A 19710-nucleotide genomic window follows, 5' to 3' on the forward strand; every position below is an offset into this window, starting at 1 on the left:
CCATGGCTTATCGTTCCGCACCGATCGTTGAAGATGTCATCTGGCGTAGCCACCTTCCAGCAAAGATGCCCTCGCTGGCTGCTGCTGTACGCGAAACGATAGCCCAAACTCGTGAGCACCTGCTGGACTTTATTCGTCTTGACGAAATCCCCGTACCGGGCGCGATGACGCTACATGAATGGACGCAACCAGCGACGCTCAGTTCGCTGTTGGCCGTTTATTCAGACCATATCTATCGCAACCAGCCCACGCTGACACGCGAAAATAAGCCGCTGATTTCTCTCTGGGCGCAATGGTATATCGGGCTGATGATGCCCCCACTCATGGTAGCCCTGCTAACGCAAAAAGAGGCCATTGACGTCTCACCTGAACACATGCGCGTTGAGTTTCACGAAACGGGCCGTGCAGCCTGCTTCTGGATTGACGTCCACCAGGATCACCAGACTACAGCCCTGTCGCCTCAACAACGCATGGAAACGCTGATTCTCTCGGCACTAACGCCGGTTGTGCAGGCGCTGGAAGCAACAGGCGAGATCAACGCCAGGCTTATCTGGAGCAATACCGGATATTTAATTCACTGGTATTTAACGGAAATGAAGCCATTGTTAGGTGAAGAGCTGCTGAACTCACTGCGGCAAACCTGCTTTTTTGAGAAACAACTCTCCTGCGGTCAGGATAATCCGTTGTGGCGTACCGTTGTTCCACGCGAAGGATTACTGGTGCGCAGAACCTGCTGCCAGCGTTACCGCCTGCCCGACGTTCAGCAATGCGGTGACTGTACGCTGAAGTAAGCGAGGAGCCGTAGCCCCTCGTCAACAATTTATGCAACCTGCTGGTTTTCCTCTTCTATACGCTGTGCTTCTTCTTTTTCCTGCGCCAATAGCTGCTTTTCATAGACCTTAAAGAATGGGAAATAGATGATCGCCGACACCAACGCCAGCAGGACGACCAGGATGGCCGCGCGATAATCCCAGCCTAACGCCCATGCCGCGCCAACCGGTGCCGGGGCCGTCCAGGGAACGACGGAAATCACCCGTCCAATTAAATCCAGCTTCATCGCCGCCCAGGCCAGCACCGCATTCACCATCGGGGCCAGCAGAAACGGGATAAAGAACACGGGATTCATGACAATCGGCGTACCGAAAATCACCGGTTCGTTAATATTAAAAATGCTGGGGACCACACTCAAACGCCCAATCGAACGTAAATGCGCCGAACGGCTGCGCAGATAGCAAATCACTAACCCCATCGTCGCGCCGGACCCACCAACCACGATGAAAAACGTCCAGAATGCTTCCATAAAGATATGTGGCAAAGGTGCGCCCTGTGCCAGCGCCGACTGATTCATTCCGAGATTGGTTAGCCAGAACATTTGCAGCATCCCCGAAACAATCGCCGCACCATGGATCCCAGCAAACCACAGTAGATGACCAATCAGCACGGCCAGTAGTATCGCCGGGAGAGAATCAGCAGCGGATACCAGTGGTTTAAAGATAGCCATAATGGCCTGCGGAATTAGCATGTCAAACTGCGACTGTATCACCAGGCTCAGAGGGTACAGCGTTAGCACCACCACCAGCACCGGGATCAGCAGATCGAAGGAGTTTTTGATCATTGGCGGCACCTGATCGGGTAAACGGATGCCGATGTTGTGCGCCTTCAGGAAACGCATCATTTCCACACAGTAAATCGCCACGAGGATAGCAGTGAAAATCCCCGTCCCACCCAGGCTATCGACGGGCATCGCGCCTTTGGTTTTCGGCGCGGCAATCAGCAAAAAAGCCATGATGGACAGCATTGCGCACATAAACGGATCTAACTGATGCGACTTCACATAGTGCTTACCCAGGTTATAAGCGATAGCCGCACAGATGTAGACCGACATGATCCCCATCGTCATATCAAACGGTGTGAGGATCTGGCCTTCAAACTGTTTTGCCATATCCAGCCATGCACGGGCAAATCCCCATGTGGTATCAGGAGAAAATGGCGGGTAGGCGAAAACCAGCAGAAATGAACCGACGATCATAAAGGGCATAGCCGAAATAAACCCATCGCGGATTGCCATCACATGACGTTGTGAAGAGATTCGTCCGGCGACAGGGCTGACGTAGTTTTCAACAAAACGGAAAATCACATTAAACACAGCATGATTAGTAGACATAGCCGCTCTCCCGTTGCGCAAAACCCTGCAGCCATGCAGGCATCAACACCACCACGCAAAGCTCATTACACTTTTTCGCAACCGTGCCGGGAAGAACACCAGCGCTACTGCATTTTGAGTTAAGTTTCATAGATGGCTCTTATTATGTGATACAGAGGAAGTGACAACTTCAGTATTAATCGTCATTTCAACATTCTGCAACCGGTTACTGTAACCGGTTTCCTTGATTGTGAAGATGATCGAAAAACTGCCAATGTTGCCATGTTGTTACAATAAAATATTTACAGCGAGCTTGCCCCTATGACAAATTACGCCATGCGGTTTTCTGCTGTATGGAGCTGCCCGTAGGCGATTTGGAGAGAAGAATGAGTTTGCAATCAGTACGCCAATTTTTGGCGCAACATGCCCCAGATATTGAGATCATCGAATTAGATCAGAGCACGGCAACCGTCGAGCTGGCAGCAAAAGCCCATAATGTCGAACCCGGTCAGATCGCGAAAACACTTTCGCTAAAAGTGAAGAACGACATCATTCTGGTCGTCGCCAAAGGCGATGCCCGGCTGGATAATAAAAAGCTAAAGAGCACATTCGGCGCCAAAGCCCGTATGCTGAGTAGTGATGAGGTCGTGAATGCGACGGGTCACCCCGTTGGCGGCGTTTGTCCTTTCGGGCTGGAAACACCGATATCGGTTTATTGCGATGTCTCTCTGAAGCACTATGCTGAAGTGCTGCCTGCGGCAGGGGCCATTCACAGCGCTGTTCGCATCACGCCGGAAAGGATGGCTGAGCTAACGTCAGCCACCTGGGTTGATGTGTGCCAATGATGTTTCACGCCCCGGGCCGGTGACTGAACCCGACACAAAATACGTCTACGTTGGCCGTCACGACGCCGCTTGTAGAATGGGTGTCGGTTCGCCTGCGCGCAGATACAGCAGGATATCGGCAGCATCCAGTAAACCCGCATCTGAGCTCACGCCCAGCTTGGACATTACGTTAAATTTATGCGCCCGAATGGTTTTAATATTCCGTTCAAGCTGAACGGCAATCTGCGGCATCGAATAGCCATTTGACATAAAACGCAGTATTTCTCGTTCTGTGGGGCTAAGCACACGGCTTTGATTGATAAACCAATGGTTTTTCGCGCTTTCGGTTGTCCGGGTAGGGCAATTCAACGACGTAAACAAAGCTTCCTGCAGCACAGTTAACGAAGAGGCTTTGCTAACGACCCCATCCAGCGGCAATGGTGACAGAGAGCCAATTAAACGTGCCTCAGCATCGTCATCGGCAATCACCACACGCCTGATGCGAGGGAAATTTATCGCCATCTCCGTCAGATAGGCGAGTCCTGCTCTGCGATCGGTTCTGATAGCAGAAAGAGAAAAAATTACTGCCGAAAATGACATTTTTAACATCGCCTGACTAAAAGCAGGCTGGTTCGAAAAGAGATGAAGTGCGTATTGGTCATCCGGCATGGTATTAAATAAACTCTCAATACCCACACGACTCATCGCACATTTTTCTACAAGTGCGACGTTTCTTTTAATGCTTCTGCTTTCCATTCCGTGGTCTCCCCATATACTGAAGGTAAATTCAGTTCTCGCGATCCTTGAGAACTATTTATCCATGCGTACATTTCTGCATTGCTATGTATTGATAAGCGACGCATGGCGCTGTTCTTTTGGGCGCTGATTGTTTTATTACTTTTCTTAAGTAACGATGCAATCTGGTTAATTCCCCAACCTTTTCCCAGGAGTCTCAGCACTTTCCTCTCCGAGAGAGTAAGTGCAATTGAGCGGGCGCTATTGTCAGCCAACTCTGGCATTACGGGAGGGGAAATCAGAGATTTACTTATCCTCTCAGCTCGGGTATTTCCCGCGTGAATTACATTCACTAAACTTTCAATCGGCTCAGCATCAGATAACAGTGAACTGATCGGGCACATCAGCAGTTCGATGGCGAGAGGGTAAAAAACACGAGAGACAAGAAACACCCAATGAATATCACGGTATTGAGATAATAAAGAATAAAATTGTTCGCAAACTGAGCGAGGATGATTGCAGTCTGCTGATAAATCAGCAATCACCAAGTCAGCGCACCGCAACTGCAACAATGTCAGTTCTTCAACAGAACGACAGTAAGTCAATTCGTAATCAGCAAACTGTTCTTGCATTACACCTTTAAGCCCAGTTTGTACGATCGGTAATTTGCTAATAATAATTGCGTTTTTGCAGCGTCCTGGCAACATATCCCCTCCACATTCACCAGTCCGTATTCGCATTTATTAGAAGATCCCTGATAAATTAAACGTATTAATTAACAGAAAATCCCTAAACAATAGACGAGGTGAATTGTTTATCCTTGGATTTCATTCAAACATTAAAATAATGGCGCTATAATCCCAATAGCGTTCAAACTATTGAACCGTTATTACAAAATTACGCATAAATACATTCTATGTACAATTAAAAGAACTAAAATAGAACATTAGAATTGCTTACGTATTTGCCATCCTGATAAATAAAACTATCTTATCATGTGATACTGTTTTTATTGATTAGCAGGTAAGGCATGTAAGCGAGTACGACCTGCGTCTTTTTTCAACACAAAGATTGATCTTGCCAGAGCCAACTGGCTCATGCTTCATGATAAAAAGAAGACATTCACTATTCAATGAGATCCTTTTCAGTCAGAGCGAACCATGCAAACAGAGCAGTCGTCACAGCGAACGGTTACACGGTTATGTATACAATGTGGGCTTTTTTTACTCCAGCATGGTGCAGAAAGCGCGCTGGTTGACGAGTTATCCACTCGCCTCGGCCTGGCGCTTGGCATGGATAGCGTAGAAAGCGCCATCTCCTCCAACGCGATTGTCCTGACTACCATTAAAGATGGGCAATGCCTGACGTCGACCCGAAAAAATCATGATCGCGGCATTAACATGCACGTCGTGACGGAAGTGCAGCACATCGTTATTTTAGCGGAACACAAACTACTGGATCTAAAAGGCGTTGAGAAGCGCTTCAGCCAGATTAAGCCGCTACGCTATCCAAGATGGCTGGTCGCATTGATGGTCGGTTTGTCCTGCGCCTGCTTTTGCAAACTCAATAACGGCGGATGGGACGGCGCGGTGATCACCTTTTTCGCCAGCATGGTGGCGATGTATATCCGCCAGATTCTGGCGTCACGGCATTTGCATCCGCAAATCAACTTTTGTATCACTGCCTTTGTAGCGACCACAATATCCGGCCTGTTGCTGACGCTGCCGACCTTTAATCACACCCCAACCATCGCCATGGCTGCCAGCGTGCTGCTGCTGGTTCCGGGTTTTCCGTTGATCAACTCTGTCGCGGATATGTTTAAGGGGCACATTAATACCGGGCTGGCTCGCTGGGCCATTGCCAGTCTCCTGACGTTGGCAACCTGCATTGGGGTGGTTATGTCGATGACCTTATGGGGGCTGCGCGGATGGGCGTGATCGATTTCATTCTGGCGCTGATACAGGACATGATCCTGTCGGCGATCCCGGCTCTGGGCTTTGCCATGGTGTTTAACGTCCCGCACCGCGCGCTTCCCTGGTGTGCGTTACTCGGCGCGCTGGGCCATGGTTCACGAATGGTGATGATGAGCGCAGGGTTTAATATTGAATGGTCAACCTTTATGGCGTCGCTGCTGATTGGCTGCATTGGGATCCAGTGGTCGCGCTGGTATCTGGCGCATCCGAAAGTTTTCACCGTTGCGGCTGTGATCCCTATGTTCCCCGGGATCTCCGCCTACACCGCCATGATCTCCGCGGTAAAAATTGGCCATTTCGGCTATAGCGAAGCGCTGATGATTACCCTGTTAACCAATTTCCTGAAAGCTTCATCAATTGTTGGTGCGCTCTCTATCGGCTTATCCGTACCAGGCTTATGGCTGTATCGCAAACGCCCACGCGTCTAGCGCGGTAATTACTTAGCGCCTCGCAGAGGGGGAATCTCCCCCTCATCTGCTGCTCTCATGGTTCTCTGTGTTACTATAAAAGCAGTCCCTTCTCGGTTGTTGTTCAGTTTTGAGAAACATTATGCCCTGCAAAATTTTGACGCCGGACGTCATCAGCATTGACGCCTTACTACACGATCACCACGCGGTACTGGCAAAGTCTGCGGGTGGCGCCGTAGCGGTATTCGCCAACAATGCGCCAGCGTTTTACGCGCTGACGCCTGCGCGACTGGCTCAGTTGTTGGCGCTTGAAGAGAAGCTGTCACGTCCAGGAAGCGATGTGACGTTGGATGCGCAATTTTATGAAGAGCCGCAAGCTGCGCCCGTGGCCGTGCCAATGGGGAAATTTGCGATGTACGCTGACTGGCAGCCCGATGCCGACTTTCAGCGCCAGGCCGCTCTGTGGGGCGTGGCGTTAAGAGAACCGGTCACCGCCGAGGAACTGGCCTCATTCGTCGCCTACTGGCAGGCAGAAGGCAAAGTCTTTCACCATATTCAGTGGCAGCAAAAACTGGCGCGTAGCATCCAGATTGGCCGGGCCAGCAATGGCGGAATGCCAAAGCGCGATGTGAACAGTGTCAGCGAACCTGACAGCCATATTCCACCAGGTTTTAGAGGATAACGATGAAAAACGTTGGCGATCTGATGAAACGTCTGCAAAAAATGATGCCGCCCAATGTCGAGCCTGCCTTTAAAACGGGCGAAGAGCTACTGGCATGGCAAAAAGAGCAAGGTGAAATTCGTGCCGCAGCGCTGGCCCGCGAAAACCGGGCCATGAAAATGCAGCGCACATTCAACCGCTCCGGTATCCGTCCGCTGCACCAAAACTGTTCATTCGATAACTATCGGGTGGAATGCGAAGGTCAGATGAACGCCCTGAGCAAAGCCCGCCAGTACGTTGATGAGTTTGACGGCAACATCGCCAGCTTTATTTTCTCGGGCAAACCCGGCACCGGCAAAAACCATCTGGCGGCAGCTATCTGCAACGAACTGCTGCTCCGCGGTAAGTCGGTACTGATCATTACCGTGGCTGATATCATGTCGGCGATGAAAGAAACCTTTAGTAACCGTGAAACCAGCGAAGAACAGTTGCTCAACGATCTTAGCAATGTAGATCTGCTGGTGATCGATGAGATCGGCATGCAGACCGAATCCCGCTATGAAAAAGTGATCATCAATCAGATCGTCGATCGCCGATCGTCCTCAAAACGCCCGACCGGTATGTTAACCAACAGCAATATGGATGAAATGAACAAACTGCTGGGTGAGCGCGTGATGGATCGCATGCGTCTCGGTAACAGCCTGTGGGTGATTTTTAACTGGGACAGCTACCGTAGCCGGGTAACAGGAAAAGAGTATTAACGTATTAGGACCACTCCTAAAGCTGCCAGCGCTATACTGCGCTGAAAAGGCATAACACGAGTTGCATATAATGATGAAAACAACCAAACGTCTGCTGTGCTGTGCGCTTGCCGCCAGTACGCTCATCTCCACCAGCGTTTTTGCCGCCTCCTGGCAGGACTCGCTCTCCAGCGCGGCCAGCGAACTGAGCAAACAAAGCTCCGGCTCGCAGGGCAGCTCGTCGCTCTCCTCCCTGACCAGTCTGCTGAATGGCAGCAATCAGTCACTGACCTCAAGCAGCATGAATAACGCCGCCGGGATCCTGGACTATTGCGCCAAACAGAAACTGGCCTCGGTCACCGACGCGCAAAATGTCAAAAACCAGGTGCTGGATAAACTCGGCCTCAGTGCCCCAGAGCAGAAACAAGACACCAATTACATGGACGGCATTCAGGGCCTGCTCAACGCCAAAGATGGCCAACAGCTGGACCTGAACACGATTGGTAATAGCTCGCTGGCGAAGCAGGTAAAAACCAAGGCCTGCGATCTGGTGTTAAAACAGGGTATGAACTTCATTTCCTGAGGCATTAAATGCCGCGTATCCCCTGCGCGGCATCCCCCTATTCCTGCCGATACAGACCGCCATCACGAAAGCCGTAATTACCCGCCAAAAACGCGCATATCTAAACCAATTCTGAATAACAACGTAATTTAATGTCACTACAATTGCAGCAATATAACAACGCTATTACATTGTTCTCTTACCAAATGATTAGCCTGCCAGGCATGTGCCCGGTTTACTGAGGATCGACCGTGTCAGAATTAATCTCCATCACTCTGTTTCTCGCTTCAGTGCTGATTTATGCCTGGAAAGCGGGTCGCAATACCTGGTGGTTTGCCGCCACGTTAACGGTGCTGGGGATTTTTATTGTCTTAAATATCACACTGTATGCCAGTGACTATTTCACCGGCGACGGAATCAACGACGCGGTGCTTTATACTCTGACCAACAGCCTGACCGGCGCAGGTATCGGGAAATATATTCTGCCTGGCGTCGGCATTGCGCTGGCGCTGACGACCGTCTTCGTCGCCCTCGGCTGGATCCTTCGCCGCCGTCGCCATCACCCGCATCACGTGGGTTACAGCCTGTTGGCCCTGCTGCTGGCGCTGGCCTCCGTTGACGCCAGCCCGGCGTTTCACCAGATAACTGAACTGGTGAAATCTCAGTCGCGCGATGGCGATCCGGATTTCCTGACCTATTATAAAGAGCCGTCGAAAACCATCCCTCATCCGAAGCTGAACCTGGTTTATATCTATGGCGAAAGTCTCGAACGCACCTACTTTAATAACGAGGCGTTCCCGGATCTGACCCCGGAGCTCGGCGCGTTGAAAAACGAAGGCATGGATTTCAGCAACACCATGCAGCTACCAGGGACGGATTACACCATCGCTGGCATGGTCGCTTCGCAATGTGGCATCCCGTTATTTGCGCCATTTGAAGGCAACGCCTCGGCATCGGTTTCCAGCTTTTTCCCCAACAATATCTGTCTCGGCGATATCCTGAAAAACTCCGGCTACCAAAACTACTTTGTGCAGGGGGCCAACCTGCGCTTTGCCGGGAAGGATGTGTTCCTGAAATCTCACGGGTTTGATCATCTGTACGGCGCAGAAGAGTTAAAAAGCGTGGTGGCGGATCCCGCATATCGTAACGACTGGGGCTTTTACGATGACACCGTGCTGGACGAAGCATGGAAAAAATTTGAAGAACTATCGCGTTCAGGACAACGTTTTTCACTGTTTACCCTGACCGTGGATACCCATCATCCGGATGGATTTATCTCTCGTAGCTGTAACCGTAAACGTTATGACATCGACGGTAAGGCCAATCAATCTTTCAGCGCGGTGAGCTGCAGTCAGGAAAACATCGCTGAATTTATTAATAAAATCAAAGCATCCCCGTGGTTTAAAGATACCGTGATCGTGGTTTCGTCCGATCATCTGGCAATGAACAACACCGCCTGGAAGTATCTGAACAAGCAGGATCGCAACAACCTGTTCTTCGTGTTACGCGGCGACCAACCGCAACAGGATACGCTGGCGGTGAAACGTAACACGATGGATAACGGCGCAACGGTGCTGGATATTCTGGGCGGCGATAACTTTATCGGCCTTGGCCGCAGCAGTTTGTCGGGCGAATCCGTATCGGAAGTATTCCTCAACATCAAAGAAAAAATGCTGGCGTGGAAGCCCGATATCATCCGCCTGTGGAATTTCCCGAAAGAGATGAAAGAGTTCACCATTGACCAGGACAAGAACATGATCGCGTTCTCCGGCAGTCATTTCCGCCTGCCACTGCTGCTGCGCGTATCGGATAAACGCGTCGAACCACTACCAGAAAGCGAATACTCGGCGCCGTTGCGCTTCCAGTTGGCGGATTTCGCGCCGCGCGATAACTTTGTCTGGGTCGATCGCTGCTACAAAATGGCGCAGCTGTGGGCGCCGGAGTTGGCGCTTTCCACCGACTGGTGCGTCTCTCAGGGGCAACTGGGCGGGCAACAAATTGTGCAACACGTTGACAAAGCCAAATGGAAAAGCAAAACCGTCTTTAAAGACACGGTGATCGACATGGAGCGCTACAAAGGAAACGTCGATACGCTGAAAATTGTCGATAACGATATTCGCTACAAAGCCGACAGCTTCGTCTTTAACGTGGCGGGCGCGCCGGAAGAGGTGAAACAATTTAGTGGTATTTCACGCCCCGAATCCTGGGGACGCTGGTCCAATGCGCAGCTCAGTGAAGAGGTAAAAATCGAATACAAAGCGCCATTGCCGAAAAAATTCGATCTGGTCATCACCGCCAAAGCCTATGGCGATAACGCCAATCGCCCGATACCCGTGCGCGTTGGCAATGAGGAACAGACGCTGGTGTTAAGCCATGATATCAGCACCACTACCTTACATTTTGAAAACCCGGCGGATGCCGATACGCTGGTGATTATCCCACCCGATCCGGTCGCCACCAACGAGGGCAATATTCTCGGCCACTCGCCGCGGAAGCTGGGGATCGGGATGGTTGAAATCAAAGTGGTGGCAGCTCAGGGTTAAAAAAAGGGAGCATTGCTCCCTTTTCTGTTAGTACTCAAACTGGCGGTAGTAACGGCGGATGTCCAGGCTGTGGCCCGTATAGTGCTCAAAGTGCGCCGCGAGGCGATCAACCAGCAGCGTCGAGACCAGGCAAGGCGCCATTATCCAGCGGAAAGCGTCGTCGATGCCCGGCATCGGGTAACGTGCCGGATCGATCACCACCAGATTATCGGTGATCTGCGCGGCAAAACGCTCCACGCGTTCATCAAGCGCCCGACATTTCCCCTCCCCTTTCACCAGCAGCAGCGGTACATCTTTCTCCAGCAGTTCCAGCGCGCCGTGAAAGAACTCCGCTGAGGTCACTGGCCGGGTGCGTTTCCACTGCATCTCTTCCAGAATACACATCGAGAACAGATAGACCTCACCCCACATCTCTGCTCCGCCGACCCACATCATATAGTCACTGCGATGGTAACGACTGGCGATCTGGTCCGCCTGCGGATCAAAGATCTGCTTCGCCTGCAGCAGGTGCTCAGGCAATGTCTCCAGCTGGCTGGCAAACCGCTCGTAATCCGCAAAGTCACCATGATGAGAGAGAACGCGGAAGAACAGCCAATACAGCAGCATATACTCATATTCCACGCCATTTTTGTGGCGCATCGGAATATGCCATGTTGCCGCCTGCGCCAGCGGTGAGTCGGCGTTTTTGGTAATTGCCACCACGCGAATGCCCTGCGCTTTACACCACTCAGCGATAGCGACCGATTCTTTGGTATCGCCTGATTTCGATAGCGTCACTACCACCGAATCTTTATTTAGCCGTTTATTACCTTTATGAATTAATTCTGCCGCCTGTTCGATATAAACCGGCAGACCGGTTAATTCTTTGGCGAATTCATTTATGGCCATCATGGGCGCTAATGAGCCCCCTACGGAGGCAAAAAATAAAGAACTGAAGCCCGACTGATGAATATCATCCGCCACCTGTTCTGTTTTTTTGCGCGCAGCAATTATCTCACGAGCACTCGTCAGGTACTCGTCCTGATTAAAACCCAACATATTTTCTCTCCTGATAAATTAGATTTTACTTTTTAATACGCGATCGAAATCGTCAAAAATACGCACAGAAAGGTCGATGCCTTTCAGCGATGCAATATAGAAAGCCAGCAGTTGTACCGGCACAATGAGTAACAGCGGCGATAAAAAATGATCCACATCCACACCAAGAGCCAACGTCTCGTCATCCTGCGCCTGTGCCGCCAGAGTCACCCTAAAGGCTCGCTCCACCGCCGGCGACATATAGCCACGCAGCGCCCGGGAGCGCTCGTCGCTAGCGTCGTCAAAGAAGAACATCACGTGCTCCGCATTGGCCTCCAGATAAGGCCCATGCATGTATGCCTCAAGCTCAAATCCGGCAGACGGCACACGCACCGTCTCGGTGAACTTGGTTTCAAACTCTTTTGCCACCCCCACCAGCGCGCCATAGCCGATGGCGACAAACCGTTTTCCCTGTTGCAATATGGTTTGATGCGTATGAATAAATGCTTCAGTGCGCGCGATCGCGTCAGGAATCTCCACCGCGATGCGCTCAAGCTGCGCCAGATAATCCACCATTTCGCGCTCATCCAGGCGCTGTTGCTGGCGGGCCAGCAGTAGTGCCACCAGCAGCAAATTAAGCACGGTGGCGCTGAATCCGCGGGTAACAAATCCGACCGTCTCAATGCCGGTAAGAATATCCAGCGGATAGTCACAGGCCAGCCCAACAGGGCTCTGCCGATCGGAGGTCAGTGCAAAAACCGGAATCCCCTGCGCTTGCACCTTCCGCATGGCATCCAGCGTGGAGGCGCTTTTACCGCTTTGTGAAATCGCAATCACCATGTCAGCCTGCGGGTCGAGATTCTCATAATGGGTAAAGGTGTACGGCTCTTTAATATCGATATTTATCGCGAACTTTTCGAAAAAATAACGGGCGCAATATGCCGCATTTAATGACGAACCGGTAGCCAGTATCGTGATTCGTTCTATTTTGCGGTGGTGCGCAAAGTCGGAAATATCGGCCAGCGTTTGACGATATTCGCGCAGGATGCGGACCAGCGTTGCAGACTCTTCATTGATATACGTCAGCATGGTTGGTGACATCATTTTTCCCTCTTAAAAAAGACCAATCCAGGAACCCAAAATACCGACCAATGCGATACCGCCAATAATAGTTAATGGCTTAACCTTCTTGCCAAGTAGCCAGTAAACGATGGCAAAGCTCACCAGTGGTAACAGGCAGGGCATAATGTCGTTGATAATGTCCTGCACATGGGTTTTCGCCTCACCCGTACCAAAGGTGATGGGGATCGTGATATCAATCATCGACGCCGTCATGGCACCCACTACCATCAGGCCAATAATCGAAGCACCGTAAGTCAGGCTCTCCATCATGCCGCTTTGCTGTATTCTCTGCAGCACGCCGGTGCCCAGCACATATCCCCAGCGTGTAAACAGCCAGCGCACCAGAATATGCGGCACATTGAAGACCAGCAGGAACAGAATAGGGCCCAGGATATTGCCTTTTAGCGCCAGGCTGGTGCCGATACCGGTGGCAATCAGGCGCAGCGTTCCCCAGAAAAAGGAGTCGCCAATTCCTGCCAACGGCCCCATCAGCGATGCCTTAACGTTATCAATGGATGTCGCATCCATACCTTTCTGCTGACTGTTTTTCTCCTCCATAGCCACGGTGATCCCAAGGATCAGAGTGACGATATGCGGCGTGGTATTAAAGAAAGCGAGGTGGCGTTTCAGCGCCTGCGCCAAATCCTCTTTGCGGGTATAGAGCTTTTTCAGTACCGGAATAAGCGTATACGCAAACGCCAGGTTCATCTGTCGTTCATAATTCCAGGAAAACTCCATCATGAAGGAGCGCCAGAAAACACGGCGGAGATCGCGTGCGGTCACTTCTCCTGCGGTGTCCACCTGCTGGCGATCGTCTTCAGAAATCATCTTCATCGTCATGAGGCGCTCCTTGTGCGGGTGCAGTCTGAGATTGATTTATTTTCGGCATATTAACCATCACCACGGCGACAATCGCGCCGAGAATCGCGATACCCGTGACTGGTATTTTCAAATACGCCATTAATACAAAACCGAGAAAAAAATAAGGGGCCACTTTTTTGTTAATTAACAAACGTGCCAGCATGGCGAAACCAAGCGCCGGAATAATCCCGGTGGCAACGCTTAAACCATGCTTAATAAATTCCGGAATGGCATCGAGAAAACCTTTCACCACATTCACACCGGCGAGATAAGAGACGGTGACAATAATTCCCAACGTCAGCGAAAGCCCAATTCCGGAAATTAAGTGCATCCGTTCAATACCGCGGGTATTTCCCACTTCAGCGTACGCATCGGCTTTATGACAAAGCAGCGGGATGAACATCCCGTTATAGATATTTTTTACGATAAGCGCCAACGTGGCGATGGGCAGACCCAGCAACAATGCGGTCTCTGCGCCCGCTCCTGAGTTAATCGCAAAAGCAACGCCCAAAATACCGCCGGTTACCACGTCCGGCGGCAGCGATGCTCCCACCGAGAACGAACCAATAAACGCCAGTTCAAGCGTCGCCCCCATCACAATACCAGTTTCCATATCCCCCAATACCAGTCCCGTCAGTAGTCCCGTCACGATAGGTCTGGAGATCAACGAGGTTCCCAGCGCATATTCAGACTGCGCGATAAACGCCACCAGACCGAGTAAAAGTGCCTCTACCATAATGTATCCTCAGGAAGTAATCCGTTCAGGCAAAGCGTTGTTTGCGATCGTTGGGCACCAGCCGAATCTCAACCTCAACGCCGGCAGCCACCAGCTCCTGAAGTTGGGCCACTTCTTCCGGTAATAGATTGATCGCTTTGGAAATATTCTGGCTTCCCTCACGGACTTTGGTGCCGCCGAGATTGATGCTTTTTATTTCGGGCAACTCACGTGCCAGACGCCAGGCGTCGGTGACCGACTCCACGACAATAAACAGCTTATATTTATCAGTAACGCCGCTCTTAATAGCTTCAATCGCATCGTTAATATTTTTAATGACTAATTTAACCGCCGGTGGCTTAGCCATTTTTATGGTCGTTTTACGTAATTCATCGTTGGGTACGCTGTCATTCGCAATAAGGATGCAATCAGCGTCAACATATTGCGTCCATGAAAACGCCACCTGACCGTGTAATAAGCGATGATCCACGCGAAGAAATACAATCATGATTCTCCCTCCCCTTAAAAGTCTTTATCGCCGTGCATGGCGCTGGTGATGGTCTGATTGCAATACTGAATATTTTCTTTTGAGTTCATCAGCGCGGCGGAAATGACCTGTGCGGCATTGCCCTCCTCTTCCGACATAAACAGGTCAATCACCAATGGCAGATTTATTCCGGCCAGCAGGTGAAAATGATCGCGTGATAAATAGCGCACGAACTCATTGTTGACGCTTCCCGCGAAGATATCGGTCAGAGCAATCACCTCAGCGTCCTGCGGAATCTGCGCCATCAGCGCATCAACCTGTTGGCTTAAATCCACACCTTCTTCAACATAAGCGCACAGCGTTAGCACGTTATTGCGTTTACCTAAAATCAGTTCAACGGAATTTAAAACGCCGCTGGCAAGCGTGCCGTGACTGGCAAAAATATACTGTCTCTTCATCCTTACCTCTGAAAACAGATTCCACTGCTGTTAACAGAGCAAGCGGCGTGCCAGAAACAGTGGCCCGCCGCCGGGAAAAGAATGAGAGTGGGATAAAGAGATTAAAACTGTTGATCTTGCTCGATATATTCTGTGTCGAAGGTCAGAATATTATGGATATAGCAAAGCTCTGCGCCGGGGATTTTGACACTGTAGTTACTCTCAATGACACTAAACGCCTCGCGCAGCATATTCAGCTCGTGTTCCGGACACTGGTGCCCGCTGTGGGCGGTAATCCCCGCATTGCGGATCAAACGCTCAATCAGACAACTGATGTGCACGTACAGCGCAACCTTGCGCTCGTTAGAAACAATCTGCCCCGCCAGTTGCTCATAGCGCAGCAGAAACTGTTCAACGTGATTAATCACTTTTCCGGTATCCAGAATGGTGACTGACTCGATCACCCTTCTGAGCGAGAAGTTTTTCAGGATGAGATTATTAATTTCCGTCACCTGCTCAGGCGTGGTTAACGCGCCAAACAGCGTCCTCAACTGCTGATTCCCCTCCCCTGAAATCAGGGAATCCAGCGAGATCCAGGGAAGGCTGCGGATTTGCGGATCTAACGTGCCGACTATCGCCAACACGTCATAACGGCTAAACACCGGTTCCAGCTGTTTATTGTGCGCCAGCATGGCATAGTCGCAGGCCACCACTTCAATTCCCAGAGCCTCCGGTATACTGGCCTGCAGCAGTGAACAAAGGTTGGTCGCCACGCCAATTCCGGTGGCGCAGGTAGTCAGAATAGCTTTAGGTTTGCTGCTTTTCGGCCAATAAAGCTGATGCTCCACCGGTAAATCCTGAGCAATATCGCGGGCAATGTCCTCAATAAAATGTCCCTGTAAAATGCGCTCGCCCACATACAGCGCCATGCTGGTTGAGACGTTATTGACGATGGTCACCGGCGTTGAGATTGCTTTGTCGAAGTGTTGATGTATGGCCTTCAGCGAGCCCATATCCACGAGGATCATTAATCCTGATGCCAGCGGGTGACTTTCCAGATAACGCATCACCTGCTGAGCAATCGCTTCTGGCGTGACATCCAGCGGCATATCGAACGACTCAAAAATATTATTTTTTAACAGCCGGTTCGCCACGTTGGCAATACTGCTGGCAGTGGCGTAACCATGTGCGAGGATCACGGCATGAGTGACCTGTTTTTGGCTGGTTACCCCTTGCTTATGCAGCCAGAGCACCAGTAGCAAAACATCGATCCGCCGCGGCTCCAGATCCAGCTTCTGAGTGAGCGTGTCCAGAATCTGCTGGCAGAAGCTATACAGTAGCGGAAATTTTTGGGCGAGAAAGCCATCCAACTGGCGAACCTGTTCGCTGTTCAGACGCGAGGGAGCCAGCGTGGCGCGGTGGATCAAATAGTGGCTGAGCGCGTAAATGCAGTTGCCATTGAGCTGCATATTGAAGCGTTTTTCCAGCCGCCAGAACTCCTCTCTTACCTGACTGGTGATCAGCAACAACCGCTGGGAGTGGGAACGATCGTCGCCGCTGAAGATTAGCCGATCAAACAGCGTTTCGATCTCATCCCCCATGCGCTTTTGTACCGTCGCCCAGCTCTCCTTTGCACAGCGAACGGACTCGTACAGCGCCAGCACCAGACACTGAGTGTCGTGGATCATGCCCTGTGTTTCATCACGTGCGCGCAGCAGCCAGAGCAGGTTGCTCTGCGGTGTAACGGTGACCGGTTCTTCCTCTGTAATCGGCTCATTCAGCGACGGCAGCGCAGTCAGCATGGCATCGGGCAGATCGTGCAACGACACGGTGACCGACTCCCGCCCCGGATTTTTCGCCCATGCGGTCGCCACCGCATACTTCACCGCATTTTTCAGTTCGCCGACGTTACCGCGATAGACATACTGATTGAGGATTTGCAACAGGCGAGGCTTAAGCGTCAACGTGGCTGATAAAGTCTTCGCCTCTGACCAGAAGAACAGCAGGATCAACGCTTCTTTTTCCTGACGGCTGCGCTGCTGAAGATCCGGCAGACTGACCTGGATCGGGATCCTGCGTAAGAAAGTGGTCAGAAACGTACTATGCAGCTCTTCGGTGGTGGCAAACACCAGCCGGACGGACACCGGATGCCCTTGCGCCGTCTCGCCCACCCGGTAGATCTCGCCGCGATCGAGCCAGGTGAACAGTTTTTCCTGACCGTCGGTGTTCAGCCGGTGCACCTCATCGAGAAATAGCATCCCGCCGTGCGCCGCCTCAAATGCGCCGGCTTTGTCGGTCAGCGCTCCGGTGAAGGCACCCTTCACATAGCCGAACAGGTTCGCGGCGAGCAGTTCCGGATTGCTGGCATATTGCGCACAGTTAAAAGTGATAAAAGGGGCATCCGGGGCGATCAGTTCCTGCGCGATGGCGTACTCATGCATCAACTGCGCGAGATAGCTCTTCCCCGTGCCGCTCTCCCCGGTAATCAACAGCGGCAGCCCGCCCTCAGGGTAGAACAACGCGGTCTTCAGTTGCTCTATTGTTTTTTTCAGGCTTTCGTTGTGGCCAATCAGCAGAGAAAAGTGATCCCCCGACTGGTCCTCCTCCTCCCCTTGCGCCAACAGCTCTGCCACGCTGGCATATTCATTACACGACAGGGCAAAAAATTGCTGAGCAAATGCTTGTTTATGCAAGAAATAAACGGGACGGGTGTTGATTTTAACCAGAATCCCCTGTGCAACCAGCTGGTTCAGATAATGGCTGGCGGTATTGCGCTGCATGTTGAAACGCTGCGCCAGATAGCGCGCGGTAAAGACTTCGCTGATATGCTCAGGATCGAAAAAATCGGTCTGATTAGTCAGAAAAGCCAGCAGGGCATCTTTGCGCATCGTACTCTCTCATGATTGTTACCGTGGCAATAATAATGCCGCTAAACAATCCCTCATTGACGCGCCAGATGCCGCTTTATTCCTGTTTTGTGATCTTGCCTGATAAAAAAACAGCGCCCAACACCACTCCGGGCGCTGCATGGCAACCTTATTCCAGACAGTTCACCGCCTGACGCATACCCTGCACCAGAATCATTTCCAGATTGGCTGTCACCTGCTCAGCAAGACCTGGCAATAACGTTAAATCTTCACCCCAGTGCGCGGCCTCGCCGAGCACGGCATTCACCAGTTCCCGCAGCGTTAAATCATTGCCAACTTGCGGCCACAGGCTGGCATACAGATTTATCCACTGCTCGTCATCCTGCAATGGATAGCCTTCCCCGGCCCGTTCACCGCGATAAAACGCCAACAGCGCGGCCAGAGCGAAGGTTAAGCGCACAGGCCAACATCCATTTTGCTGGCCCGCCAGCAGCTGCGGCAATATACGGGTGCGGAATTTGGTCATGCCGTTAAGCGCGATGGAAAGTAACTGATGGCGAATGTAGGGGTTCTGAAAACGCCCGCTCACCGCACCGGCAAATTCGCGCAGTTCATCGGCGTCGAGATCCAATACCGGTATAATTTCCTCGCTAATCGCCCGCTCGACAAAACGGCGGACATCGGCATCCTGCATCGCTTCGCCAACGGTATCCAGCCCGCACAGCCAGGCAACCGGCACCAGCGCCGTATGCGCGCCGTTCAGAATCGCGACCTTACGTTCCTTGTACGGCTTAATATCGTTTACTACTCGGATATTCAGAGGGCATTGCGCCAGCTTTAACTCTTCAGCCAGCCATACAGGTCCCTGAATCACGAACAGATAAAAGTGTTCCGCGGTATCGAGAAATGCATCGTGATAGCCAAGCGTAGCTTCCAGCGCGGCGGCTTCTTCGCGCGGGTAGCCGGTAACAATGCGGTCAACCAGCGTGGAACAGAAAGTATTCGCCGTTTCCACCCAATCGGCAAACGCCGCAGGAAGCTGCCAGTCCTGCGCATACTGCAGCACCAGCGTTTTAAGCGCATCGCCGTTATAGTCGATCAGTTCGCAAGGAATAATCACCCAGCCCTTATCCACCGCCCCCGCAAAATGGTTAAAGCGCTCCAGCAGCAGTCGCGTCAGTTTGGCCGGAAAACTCACCGGCGGGGCATCATCCACACGGTCCGCCGCGTGATAGCTAATCCCGGCTTCAGTGGTGTTCGAAAACACAAAGCGGATGTCCGCATTGTGCGCCAGCGTCAGATACGCCGCGAAATCCTTGTACGGGTTGATTTCGTTATTTACCGAACGAATCAGCCGCGCCTCGCTTACCGCCTCGCCCTGCTCGTTCAACCCACGAATAAGCGTGGTATATAACCCATCCTGAGCATTCAGCGACGGCGGAAAATCGGTATTAATCGGGCGAACGATGGTCACGCCAGCATTGAGATCCGTTTTCTCATTAAGGATATCCAGTTGCCAGTCGACAAACGCCCGCAGAAAATTACCTTCACCAAACTGGATCACGCGCGTAGGGTAGCTGACACCCGGAAAATCACGTCGATTCAATGTCTTCATC

At 51.6% G+C, this 19710-nt stretch carries 20 protein-coding genes; 8 read left to right on the top strand and 12 right to left on the bottom strand.

The window, feature by feature from the left end:
• The first annotated feature begins 2 nt into the window (after window positions 1-2).
• Entirely contained in the window at window positions 3-791 is a 789-nt protein-coding gene (gene fhuF / locus ICA20_RS21225; RefSeq protein WP_038636988.1) for a siderophore-iron reductase FhuF, read from the top strand.
• 29 nt (window positions 792-820) lie between these two features.
• Here the strand turns inward: fhuF and ICA20_RS21230 are convergent, their stop codons facing one another.
• On the bottom strand, window positions 821-2164 hold the full coding sequence (locus ICA20_RS21230; protein ID WP_032940335.1) for a PTS sugar transporter subunit IIC: 1344 nt from the start codon (window positions 2162-2164) through the stop codon (window positions 821-823).
• Window positions 2154-2294, bottom strand: a complete 141-nt coding sequence (locus ICA20_RS21235; protein WP_165353551.1) for a hypothetical protein — start codon at window positions 2292-2294, stop codon at window positions 2154-2156. The genes ICA20_RS21230 and ICA20_RS21235 overlap by 11 nt, the downstream gene beginning before the upstream one ends.
• A 235-nt stretch (window positions 2295-2529) precedes the next feature.
• On the opposite strand from ICA20_RS21235, the gene ICA20_RS21240 reads away from it, so the two are divergent.
• Entirely contained in the window at window positions 2530-2988 is a 459-nt protein-coding gene (locus tag ICA20_RS21240; protein WP_038636987.1) for a YbaK/EbsC family protein, read from the top strand.
• A 57-nt stretch (window positions 2989-3045) separates the two neighbouring features.
• On the opposite strand, the gene bglJ is transcribed toward ICA20_RS21240, so the two are convergent.
• Together bglJ and ICA20_RS21250 are read right to left on the bottom strand one after the other, a co-directional pair.
• Window positions 3046-3723, bottom strand: a complete 678-nt coding sequence (gene bglJ / locus ICA20_RS21245) for a DNA-binding transcriptional activator BglJ (protein ID WP_051594501.1) — start codon at window positions 3721-3723, stop codon at window positions 3046-3048.
• Window positions 3684-4409: a response regulator transcription factor gene (locus tag ICA20_RS21250; RefSeq protein WP_038636985.1), complete on the bottom strand. Its 726-nt coding sequence runs from the start codon at window positions 4407-4409 to the stop codon at window positions 3684-3686. The genes bglJ and ICA20_RS21250 overlap by 40 nt, the downstream gene beginning before the upstream one ends.
• Before the next feature lie 453 nt (window positions 4410-4862).
• Here ICA20_RS21250 and ICA20_RS21255 point away from each other — a divergent pair, with 453 nt between their 5' ends.
• From ICA20_RS21255 to opgB, 6 genes are all read left to right on the top strand, one after another.
• The gene (locus ICA20_RS21255) at window positions 4863-5639 is read left to right on the top strand and encodes a threonine/serine exporter ThrE family protein (RefSeq protein ID WP_038636983.1); all 777 of its coding nucleotides are present in this window, start codon (window positions 4863-4865) and stop codon (window positions 5637-5639) included.
• Entirely contained in the window at window positions 5630-6103 is a 474-nt protein-coding gene (locus ICA20_RS21260) for a threonine/serine exporter (RefSeq protein WP_038636981.1), read from the top strand. The genes ICA20_RS21255 and ICA20_RS21260 overlap by 10 nt, the downstream gene beginning before the upstream one ends.
• Before the next feature lie 121 nt (window positions 6104-6224).
• Window positions 6225-6764: a primosomal protein DnaT gene (gene dnaT, locus ICA20_RS21265; protein ID WP_006686572.1), complete on the top strand. Its 540-nt coding sequence runs from the start codon at window positions 6225-6227 to the stop codon at window positions 6762-6764.
• A 2-nt stretch (window positions 6765-6766) separates the two neighbouring features.
• Window positions 6767-7504, top strand: a complete 738-nt coding sequence (gene dnaC / locus ICA20_RS21270; protein ID WP_038636979.1) for a DNA replication protein DnaC — start codon at window positions 6767-6769, stop codon at window positions 7502-7504.
• 70 nt (window positions 7505-7574) lie between these two features.
• Complete coding sequence (locus ICA20_RS21275; RefSeq protein ID WP_038636977.1) at window positions 7575-8066, top strand: DUF2501 domain-containing protein; 492 nt, start codon at window positions 7575-7577, stop codon at window positions 8064-8066.
• Between the two features lie 230 nt (window positions 8067-8296).
• Window positions 8297-10588: a phosphatidylglycerol--membrane-oligosaccharide glycerophosphotransferase gene (gene opgB, locus ICA20_RS21280; RefSeq protein ID WP_038636975.1), complete on the top strand. Its 2292-nt coding sequence runs from the start codon at window positions 8297-8299 to the stop codon at window positions 10586-10588.
• A 27-nt stretch (window positions 10589-10615) separates the two neighbouring features.
• Here the strand turns inward: opgB and ICA20_RS21285 are convergent, their stop codons facing one another.
• From ICA20_RS21285 to ICA20_RS21320, 8 genes are all read right to left on the bottom strand, one after another.
• A complete protein-coding gene (locus ICA20_RS21285; RefSeq protein ID WP_038636973.1) occupies window positions 10616-11626 on the bottom strand; it encodes an SIS domain-containing protein in 1011 nt (336 codons plus the stop codon).
• An 18-nt stretch (window positions 11627-11644) separates the two neighbouring features.
• Entirely contained in the window at window positions 11645-12706 is a 1062-nt protein-coding gene (locus ICA20_RS21290; protein WP_038636971.1) for an SIS domain-containing protein, read from the bottom strand.
• 12 nt (window positions 12707-12718) lie between these two features.
• Window positions 12719-13567, bottom strand: coding sequence for a PTS system mannose/fructose/sorbose family transporter subunit IID (locus tag ICA20_RS21295; protein ID WP_038636969.1), 849 nt, complete (start codon window positions 13565-13567; stop codon window positions 12719-12721).
• Complete coding sequence (locus tag ICA20_RS21300) at window positions 13545-14324, bottom strand: PTS mannose/fructose/sorbose/N-acetylgalactosamine transporter subunit IIC (RefSeq protein WP_006686564.1); 780 nt, start codon at window positions 14322-14324, stop codon at window positions 13545-13547. The genes ICA20_RS21295 and ICA20_RS21300 overlap by 23 nt, the downstream gene beginning before the upstream one ends.
• Window positions 14325-14349: 25 nt before the next feature.
• Window positions 14350-14811 carry a PTS system mannose/fructose/N-acetylgalactosamine-transporter subunit IIB gene (locus ICA20_RS21305; RefSeq protein ID WP_038636968.1) on the bottom strand — a complete coding sequence of 154 codons (462 nt, stop codon included), beginning with the start codon at window positions 14809-14811 and terminating at the stop codon, window positions 14350-14352.
• A gap of 14 nt (window positions 14812-14825) precedes the next feature.
• Window positions 14826-15248 (bottom strand): PTS sugar transporter subunit IIA, encoded by a 423-nt coding sequence (locus tag ICA20_RS21310; protein ID WP_038636967.1) that lies wholly within the window; start codon window positions 15246-15248, stop codon window positions 14826-14828.
• 101 nt (window positions 15249-15349) lie between these two features.
• Window positions 15350-18115 (bottom strand): sigma-54-dependent transcriptional regulator, encoded by a 2766-nt coding sequence (locus ICA20_RS21315; protein ID WP_038636965.1) that lies wholly within the window; start codon window positions 18113-18115, stop codon window positions 15350-15352.
• Window positions 18116-18263: 148 nt separating this feature from the next.
• The gene (locus tag ICA20_RS21320; RefSeq protein WP_038636963.1) at window positions 18264-19709 is read right to left on the bottom strand and encodes a tagaturonate reductase; all 1446 of its coding nucleotides are present in this window, start codon (window positions 19707-19709) and stop codon (window positions 18264-18266) included.
• Between the last annotated feature and the right edge of the window lies 1 nt (window position 19710).

Source organism: Citrobacter sp. C5_2, assembly GCF_014596845.2.
Classification (GTDB): domain Bacteria; phylum Pseudomonadota; class Gammaproteobacteria; order Enterobacterales; family Enterobacteriaceae; genus Citrobacter; species Citrobacter werkmanii.

Bases quoted from the DNA above. Each gene is read 5' to 3' on its own strand.
- ICA20_RS21255 (WP_038636983.1), top strand. From the start codon at position 4,863: ATGCAAACAGAGCAGTCGTCACAGCGAACGGTTACACGGTTATGTATA.
- ICA20_RS21230 (WP_032940335.1), bottom strand. From the start codon at position 2,164: ATGTCTACTAATCATGCTGTGTTTAATGTGATTTTCCGTTTTGTTGAA.
- fhuF (WP_038636988.1), top strand. From the start codon at position 3: ATGGCTTATCGTTCCGCACCGATCGTTGAAGATGTCATCTGGCGTAGC.
- bglJ (WP_051594501.1), bottom strand. From the start codon at position 3,723: ATGGAAAGCAGAAGCATTAAAAGAAACGTCGCACTTGTAGAAAAATGT.
- ICA20_RS21275 (WP_038636977.1), top strand. From the start codon at position 7,575: ATGATGAAAACAACCAAACGTCTGCTGTGCTGTGCGCTTGCCGCCAGT.
- ICA20_RS21315 (WP_038636965.1), bottom strand. From the start codon at position 18,115: ATGCGCAAAGATGCCCTGCTGGCTTTTCTGACTAATCAGACCGATTTT.
- ICA20_RS21240 (WP_038636987.1), top strand. From the start codon at position 2,530: ATGAGTTTGCAATCAGTACGCCAATTTTTGGCGCAACATGCCCCAGAT.
- ICA20_RS21310 (WP_038636967.1), bottom strand. From the start codon at position 15,248: ATGAAGAGACAGTATATTTTTGCCAGTCACGGCACGCTTGCCAGCGGC.
- ICA20_RS21305 (WP_038636968.1), bottom strand. From the start codon at position 14,811: ATGATTGTATTTCTTCGCGTGGATCATCGCTTATTACACGGTCAGGTG.
- ICA20_RS21260 (WP_038636981.1), top strand. From the start codon at position 5,630: ATGGGCGTGATCGATTTCATTCTGGCGCTGATACAGGACATGATCCTG.
- dnaC (WP_038636979.1), top strand. From the start codon at position 6,767: ATGAAAAACGTTGGCGATCTGATGAAACGTCTGCAAAAAATGATGCCG.
- dnaT (WP_006686572.1), top strand. From the start codon at position 6,225: ATGCCCTGCAAAATTTTGACGCCGGACGTCATCAGCATTGACGCCTTA.
- ICA20_RS21300 (WP_006686564.1), bottom strand. From the start codon at position 14,324: ATGGTAGAGGCACTTTTACTCGGTCTGGTGGCGTTTATCGCGCAGTCT.
- ICA20_RS21250 (WP_038636985.1), bottom strand. From the start codon at position 4,409: ATGTTGCCAGGACGCTGCAAAAACGCAATTATTATTAGCAAATTACCG.
- ICA20_RS21285 (WP_038636973.1), bottom strand. From the start codon at position 11,626: ATGTTGGGTTTTAATCAGGACGAGTACCTGACGAGTGCTCGTGAGATA.
- ICA20_RS21235 (WP_165353551.1), bottom strand. From the start codon at position 2,294: ATGAAACTTAACTCAAAATGCAGTAGCGCTGGTGTTCTTCCCGGCACG.
- ICA20_RS21290 (WP_038636971.1), bottom strand. From the start codon at position 12,706: ATGTCACCAACCATGCTGACGTATATCAATGAAGAGTCTGCAACGCTG.
- ICA20_RS21295 (WP_038636969.1), bottom strand. From the start codon at position 13,567: ATGACGATGAAGATGATTTCTGAAGACGATCGCCAGCAGGTGGACACC.
- ICA20_RS21320 (WP_038636963.1), bottom strand. From the start codon at position 19,709: ATGAAGACATTGAATCGACGTGATTTTCCGGGTGTCAGCTACCCTACG.